The sequence below is a fragment of the Arthrobacter sp. ov118 genome (genome assembly GCF_900116495.1).
Taxonomy (GTDB): domain Bacteria; phylum Actinomycetota; class Actinomycetes; order Actinomycetales; family Micrococcaceae; genus Arthrobacter.
Genome location: NZ_FPAY01000020.1, coordinates 1 through 6,937, shown reverse-complemented (window position 1 = coordinate 6,937; position 6,937 = coordinate 1). Strand labels below are relative to the sequence as shown.

General features: G+C 65.9%; 8 protein-coding genes. 5 read left to right on the top strand and 3 right to left on the bottom strand.

Annotated features, from left to right (window positions below):
- The coding region (locus BM372_RS20280) for an IS30 family transposase (protein WP_143111494.1) at window positions 1–183 on the top strand (183 nt) is incomplete at its 5' end.
- Between the two features lie 99 nt (window positions 184–282).
- On the opposite strand, the gene BM372_RS20275 is transcribed toward BM372_RS20280, so the two are convergent.
- From BM372_RS20275 to BM372_RS20265, 3 genes are all read right to left on the bottom strand, one after another.
- Window positions 283–1,116, bottom strand: coding sequence for an alpha/beta fold hydrolase (locus tag BM372_RS20275; RefSeq protein ID WP_090957242.1), 834 nt, complete (start codon window positions 1,114–1,116; stop codon window positions 283–285).
- An 85-nt stretch (window positions 1,117–1,201) separates the two neighbouring features.
- Window positions 1,202–1,828, bottom strand: coding sequence for a thymidine kinase (locus BM372_RS20270; RefSeq protein ID WP_090957241.1), 627 nt, complete (start codon window positions 1,826–1,828; stop codon window positions 1,202–1,204).
- Window positions 1,829–1,877: 49 nt separating this feature from the next.
- Window positions 1,878–2,786 carry an alpha/beta fold hydrolase gene (locus tag BM372_RS20265; protein ID WP_090957240.1) on the bottom strand — a complete coding sequence of 303 codons (909 nt, stop codon included), beginning with the start codon at window positions 2,784–2,786 and terminating at the stop codon, window positions 1,878–1,880.
- A gap of 77 nt (window positions 2,787–2,863) precedes the next feature.
- On the opposite strand from BM372_RS20265, the gene lysS reads away from it, so the two are divergent.
- The 4 genes from lysS to BM372_RS20250 all read left to right on the top strand — a co-directional run.
- The gene (gene lysS, locus BM372_RS20260) at window positions 2,864–4,396 is read left to right on the top strand and encodes a lysine--tRNA ligase (protein ID WP_090957239.1); all 1,533 of its coding nucleotides are present in this window, start codon (window positions 2,864–2,866) and stop codon (window positions 4,394–4,396) included.
- A gap of 2 nt (window positions 4,397–4,398) precedes the next feature.
- Window positions 4,399–4,569, top strand: coding sequence for a hypothetical protein (locus BM372_RS20810; protein WP_177236091.1), 171 nt, complete (start codon window positions 4,399–4,401; stop codon window positions 4,567–4,569).
- Between the two features lie 150 nt (window positions 4,570–4,719).
- Window positions 4,720–5,046, top strand: a complete 327-nt coding sequence (locus BM372_RS20255; protein ID WP_028276918.1) for a histone-like nucleoid-structuring protein Lsr2 — start codon at window positions 4,720–4,722, stop codon at window positions 5,044–5,046.
- A gap of 416 nt (window positions 5,047–5,462) precedes the next feature.
- A partial coding sequence (locus BM372_RS20250) for a Clp protease N-terminal domain-containing protein (RefSeq protein WP_143111528.1) occupies window positions 5,463–6,937 on the top strand: 1,475 nt, incomplete at its 3' end.

Here is a 6,937-nt window from a genome sequence, read left to right as displayed (position 1 = left end):
CGCGGCTCGAACGAAAACACGAACGGACTGCTGCGCCAGTACTTCCCCAAAGGCACCGACCTGTCCGCCTACGGGCCAGAGGATCTCGAGCTCGTCGCCCAGAAACTCAACGGCCGCCCACGCAAAACGCTCGACTGGGATACCCCAGCCGAGCGCCTGCGTGATCTACTACTAACGACCTAAGCCGCCAAACGTGTTGCAACGACCACTAGAAACCGCCACCTCCCGGATGGGCGCTAAGTGACCCCGCGTTGCTGTGTGGGGGTCGCTGTGGGGCGCGGGTCAGCCTGCGTAAAATGCGCTGAGTTCGGCGATGAGCTTGTCCGGGGCCTTGTTGACGCCGTCGTGGCCCATGCCCGGCAGGATCGTGTAGCTGGACCCGGACAGCACCTCGTGGATCTGGGCGCAGGCCACACCGAAGTAGGCCGGGCTCTTTTCGCCCACGATGATCAGGGTCTCCAGCGGCAGCTCCAGGAACGGTTCGGCCGGCATGTCGGCGGCGATGATCGCCTTGATCTCGCGGACACCAGTCTGCATGAGGTCGCGCAGCTGCTTGCCGATCGGGGTGCCCGCCGAAAGCTTGTTCGCCAGCGTCAGCATGGACAACGGCATCCGGGACAGGGCGCTGCCGGTCTCCAGACCCCTGAGCAGGACGGCGAGGGCGCGGTCGTCGTCGCCGACCGCCGTCGCCCGCTCATATTCGGGGGTCCACTCCGCCGTGACGCTGTGGTTGACGGACACGGCGGGGTCGTACACCGCCAGGCGTTCCACCGGCAGGGTCCGGGCAGCGTGCAGGGCGACTGCGCCGCCGAAGCTGTGGCCGAAGACATCCGTGCTGGACGTCTGCCTCATGACGGCGTCGAGGTCGCGGATATCCACGTCCAGGGTGTAGTCCTCCGGTTGCGGGGAGGACGAGCCGCGGCCGCGCCGGTTAAAGGTGTGCACCGGCCGGCCCAGCGAGGCACTGAGCTTCTGCGCGAAACGCGTGTAGTCGGCCGCCGTCACCATCGAGGCCGGTACGACGACGATCCCTGAACCGGCCGAGGCGAGCTCGGCGCCCGTGCTGAAAAGCTCGATCGTTCCGCCGTCGGGGGTTCTGATGTTCTCGCGGGTCATGCTCCGAGCCTAGCCGAGCGCGTGCCGCAGTGCAGTACGCCCGTCTAGTGCGCCGACATGTAGCACGCGCGGCGCAGCGCCGGTGCTAGTTGCCCAGCCGGGCCCCGGAGACCTCGAGGTAGCAGGAGCCGCAAAGCGACTCGTACCAGACGTCCTGGCCGTCGATCGCCACCTGATCCCCGTCGAACACCACCTGATCGCCGAGCCGGCGGGTGTTGAAGATTGCCTTCCGTCCGCAGCGGCAGATGGTCTTGAGTTCCTCGAGCGTGTGGGCAATCTCCAGCAGCCGCAGCGAACCGGGGAAGGCGCGGGTCCGGAAATCGGTGCGGATTCCGTAGGCCAGCACGGGGACGTTGTCCAGGACCGCGATCCGGAACAAGTCATCAACCTGGTCAGGTTCCAGGAACTGGGCCTCATCCACCAGCAGGCAGGCCACCGGGGGAAAGTCCACGTGCTGCAGCAGGGCATCCGGATCGTCGCCGTGGGCGTGGGCGGTGAAAATCTTCCGCACCGATACTCCGGCGGGAACCAGGAAGTCCACCGAACGGGTCATGCCGAGCCGGGACACGACGTCGGAGTCGCCCTTGGTATCCACGTCCGGCTTGGCCAGCAGGACGCGCTGCCCGCGCTCCTCATAGTTAAACGCCGCCTGCAGCAGCCCCGTGGACTTGCCGGAGTTCATGGCGCCGTAGCGGAAATAGAGCTTGGCCAAGGGGGTCCTTTCGAAAGGGTCGCCCACCGATTGTAAGGGCGCGCACCCCTCAGCGGCCCAGTTTGAGCCGGCGCCTGCGCACCGGGATGGGCCGCAGGGTCCCTTCGCCGGCAAGCAGGAATCGCGCGACCGCCCGGGGCAGCCGGATTCCGGGCCGGAGCGGGCTTTCGTGGAGCTGGCCCGGCAACACGGCAAACTCGATGGAAGGGACGGCGGCTGCGAGTTGCCGGCCCGTTTCGGTGAAGTACTCCGGGCTCCAGCTGCCGCTCAGCATCAGCACCGGGGCGGTCACCGCCGCAAAGTCGGACAGTTCGGCGTCGGCGTCCAGCACGGCCCGCATCTCCGCGACGGCGGTGGGGAGCAGCTTGCGCATCTCTGCGCCCATGGTGGTCCGAGCGGAAATGATGCTGAGCAGCCGAAGCACGCCCAGCGGCAGCTTGGCTACCGGCCCGCCGACTTCAATGCCCTGGACCAGATGGGCCCAGGCATCATCGAGTTGCCCGGCAGCGACCGAACGCTCCAGCTCGGGCCGCCAGCGGTGGGTGAGGTTCCCGGAGAGGGACACGGCCGCGTCATAGGTCACCATCCTGCGGATCGGCAACGTCCGCGCCGCCTGCAGGGCCACGAAGCCGCCGTAGCTGTGCGCCACCACGTCGCTCGATCCCGTTTCCCGCATCACCGCGGCCAGGTCGGCGACCTCCATGGCCGCAGAGTAGTCGGCCGGTTGCGGGGAGGACCCGGCGCGACCGCGGCGGTTGTAGCAATGCACGGGCCGGCCCAACAGGCCGCTGATGTTCCGCGCGAACGGGCGGTACAGCCCGGCGTTGATCATGGTGCCGTGCACGACGACGATGCCTGGCTTGGGCGGCGAGCCCGTTGCCGGCCCGGGGGCCGAACGGAAGGAGTTCAGCTCGAGGTGCCCCTCGCCGTCGTCGGTGCTGATGGTCCGCGTCTCCACAGCCCCGAGTCTATTCCTTCGGTGGCCTTGGCCGGGCAGGACCGGGCCCGTTGGAATCCCCGGTAAACTTGGGGATTGTGACTTCCCAAAACACCCCCGCCCCGAACAACGCCGCCGAGCCGCACGATGCCAGCGAACAGACGCGCATCCGCATGGAGAAGCGCGCCAGGCTGATCGAACGCGGCGTCGAGGCTTATCCGGTGGGTGTCGGGCGTACCCATTCGCTCACGGAGATCCGCGAGAAATACGCCCACCTGCAGGCCGACGAGACCACCGGCGATGTTGTTGGCGTGACGGGCCGCATTGTCTTCATCCGCAACACGGGCAAGCTGTGCTTTGCCACCCTCCAGGAGGGCGGCCTGGACGGCAAGGCCGTGCGCCTGCAGGTCATGCTGAGCCTTGCCAACATCGGCGAGGAGGCGCTCGCGGAGTGGAAGTCCCTCGTGGACCTGGGCGATCACGTCTTCATCACCGGCGAGGTCATCTCCTCACGCCGCGGTGAGCTGTCCGTCATGGCGGACTCCTGGACCATGGCTTCGAAGGCGCTGCGCCCGCTGCCCGTGCTGCACGCCGAGCTGAACGAGGAAACCCGCGTCCGCCAGCGCTACGTCGACCTCATTGTCCGCGACGAGGCCCGGGAAATGGTTTACACCCGCGCCGCGGTCACCCGTTCCATCCGCGAAACCCTGCACCGCCAGGGCTACGTCGAGGTGGAAACCCCCATGCTGCAGCTGGTGCACGGCGGCGCCACGGCCCGCCCCTTCGAAACGCACATGAACGCCTTCGACCAGAAGATGACGCTGCGCATCGCCACCGAGCTTTACCTCAAGCGGACAGTGGTGGGCGGGATCGACCGCGTCTATGACATGGGCCGGGTCTTCCGCAACGAGGGCGTGGACTCAACCCACAGCCCCGAATTCACGACTTTGGAGTCCTACGAGGCGTGGGCTGACCAGTTCGTCATGGCAGACCGGATCAAGGAAATCATCCTCGACGCCGCCGACGCCGCCGGCGTGGGCCGCGTCCTGCAGACCGAGGCGGGGGAAATCAACCTCGACGGCGACTGGGCCTGGCTGGCGGTTTACCCCGGACTCTCCGAATTCGTGGGCCAGGAAATCACCCCAGACACCCCGGTGGCCGAACTGCTGGAACTGGCGGCCAAGCACGAGGTCAAGGTCGACGCCGGCTGGGAAGCCGAGAAGCTCGTCGTCGAACTCTTCGGCGAACTCGTGGAACCGACCCTGCTGAACCCCACCTTCGTCTACAACTACCCGCCCTCCGCGCAGCCGCTGGCCCGGCCGCACCGTGAGGACGGCCGTTTGATCGAGGCCTGGGACCTGATCATCGGCGGCATGGAGCGCGGCACCGCCTTTTCCGAACTGATCGATCCGGTGATCCAGCGCGAACGCCTCACCGAGCAGTCCCGCCGTTCGGCCGCCGGCGATGTCGAAGCCATGCAGCTGGATGAGGACTTCCTCCGCGCGCTGGAATACGGCGCGCCGCCGATGGGCGGAATCGGGCTGGGCATCGACCGGCTCGTCATGCTCTTCACGGGCGCCGGTATCCGCGAAACCATCCTCTTCCCCCTGCTGAAACCCGAAGGACACTGAGCATGGAGTACATCGCCGTATTGCTGCCCCCTATCGTCGTGGGCCTGCTTTTCTGGTTCGCCATGAAAGCCATATTCAATGCCGACAAATCGGAACGGCAGGCAGAAGCCCGCGCCCACGCGGAAGCGGAAGCCCAAGCCAACGGGCAGGATTCCGGGCCCGTTGGGGGCTAATTCCCGCTAACAAGTAATAAGGCCCTATTGCCGCCCCCGATTTCCCTTCCACAGTTTTACGCTTTGACTCCCTGCTGTGCCGCGGAGGATACTTTTTACAGATACATCCTTCTTTTCTAAACCCTCGTCCTTTTGGAAAGAGAGTCTTAAATGGCACAGAAAGTGAAAATCATCCTTGTTGATGATCTGGATGGGGGATCCGCGGACGAAACCGTCCGGTTTGGCCTCGACGGCGTGAGCTACGAAATAGACCTGTCGTCGAGCAATGCATCGGAACTGCGCTCCGCCGTGGACCGGTTTGTGACTCACGCACGTAAGACATCAAGCGGACGAGCCACGCGCACCAAGATTTCCAGCGGACGGAATCAGGACTCCGCCCAGATCCGTCAGTGGGCACGGGACAACGGCTATGCGGTAAACAGTCGCGGACGTATCCAGGCTGAAATTCAGGAAGCCTACCAAAAGGCTAATTCCTAGCCCTAGCCCGTCTAGAGGCGCGGCATCAAAGGCCGTATCGAGTCTTCGCAGCAAATAACAATGCCCCTGTTATCCGGCGGGGGCATTGCCGTGTGCCGCGGCGGTGCACCGGCCGGCGCCGGCCGGTCAGCAATACCCCGGCGCGTGCCGCCGGGGTGGCACTTGACCCGGCTCCCGCTCCGGCCGGTCCCGGAGGGGTTACTGCCCCGTCCCGGAGGGTTTGCCGCCCCGTCCCGAGTCGGTTCCGGGCCGGCTCCGGTCCGGTTTCAACCCCGCCGGGAACAGGATCCCGGCAGTGTGCGGACAGCATCCGGACAGGGAACGCAACCCGCCGGTTTCCCCCGTGGCGAACAAGCCCCAAATCTGGAACCCGGCCACGTAGCATCAAAGTACGTCGTAGCTAGGAGTGTGGCGAAATGTTTGAGCGATTTACGGACCGTGCCCGTCGCGTAGTTGTGCTTGCCCAAGAAGAGGCACGCATGCTGAACCACAATTACATTGGTACCGAACACATCCTCTTGGGTCTGATCCACGAGGGTGAAGGTGTTGCGGCCAAAGCCCTGGAATCCTTGAGCATTTCGCTCGACGGCGTGCGCGAGCAGGTCCAGGAGATCATCGGCCAGGGCCAGCAGGCCCCGTCCGGCCACATCCCCTTCACCCCGCGCGCCAAGAAGGTCCTGGAGCTCTCGCTGCGCGAGGCCCTGCAGCTGGGCCATAACTACATCGGCACCGAGCACATCCTCCTCGGCCTCATCCGTGAGGGTGAAGGCGTGGCGGCCCAGGTGCTCGTCAAGCTCGGCGCCGACCTGAACCGGGTCCGCCAGCAGGTCATCCAGCTGCTGTCCGGCTACCAGGGCAAGGAAGCTAGCGGCGCCGGCGTCGGCCCCGGCCAGGCCGAGGGGACCCCCGCCGGTTCCGTCGTGCTGGACCAGTTCGGCCGCAACCTGACCCAGGCCGCGCGGGAGAACAAGCTGGACCCCGTGATCGGCCGCGAGCAGGAAATGGAACGCGTCATGCAGGTCCTTTCCCGCCGCACCAAGAACAACCCGGTGCTGATCGGCGAGCCCGGTGTCGGCAAGACCGCCGTCGTCGAGGGCCTGGCCCAGTCGATCGTCCGTGGCGATGTCCCGGAGACCATCAAGGACAAGCAGCTGTACACGCTTGACCTCGGGTCCCTCGTGGCCGGTTCCCGCTACCGCGGTGACTTCGAAGAGCGCCTGAAGAAGGTTCTCAAGGAGATCCGCACCCGCGGCGACATCATCTTGTTCATCGATGAGATCCACACCCTGGTGGGTGCCGGTGCCGCCGAAGGCGCCATCGACGCGGCCTCGATCCTGAAGCCCATGCTGGCCCGCGGTGAGCTGCAGACGATCGGTGCCACCACGCTGGACGAATACCGCAAGCACATCGAGAAGGACGCCGCGCTGGAGCGCCGCTTCCAGCCGATCCAGGTCAAGGAACCCTCTGTAGCGCACGCGATCGAGATCCTCAAAGGCCTCCGCGACCGGTACGAGGCACACCACCGCGTCACCATCACCGACGGCGCCCTCGCCTCGGCGGCGGCCCTGTCCGAGCGCTACATCTCGGACCGCTTCCTGCCGGACAAGGCCATCGACCTGATCGACGAGGCCGGTGCGCGGCTGCGCATCCGCCGCATGACCGCTCCGCCGGAGCTCAAGGTCATGGACGAGAAGATCGCCGCCATGAAGCTGGAGAAGGAATCCGCGATTGACGCGCAGGACTTCGAAGGTGCCGCGTCGCTGCGCGACAAGGAGCAGAAGCTCATTGCCGAGCGCGCCGAGAAGGAACGCCAGTGGAAGACCGGCGGCATGGACGACATCTCCGAGGTTGATGAGGACCTGATCGCCGAGGTGCTGGCGAACTCCACCGG

Bases quoted from the DNA above. Each gene is read 5' to 3' on its own strand.
- BM372_RS20255 (WP_028276918.1), top strand. From the start codon at position 4,720: ATGGCACAGAAAGTGAAAATCATCCTTGTTGATGATCTGGATGGGGGA.
- BM372_RS20810 (WP_177236091.1), top strand. From the start codon at position 4,399: ATGGAGTACATCGCCGTATTGCTGCCCCCTATCGTCGTGGGCCTGCTT.
- BM372_RS20275 (WP_090957242.1), bottom strand. From the start codon at position 1,116: ATGACCCGCGAGAACATCAGAACCCCCGACGGCGGAACGATCGAGCTT.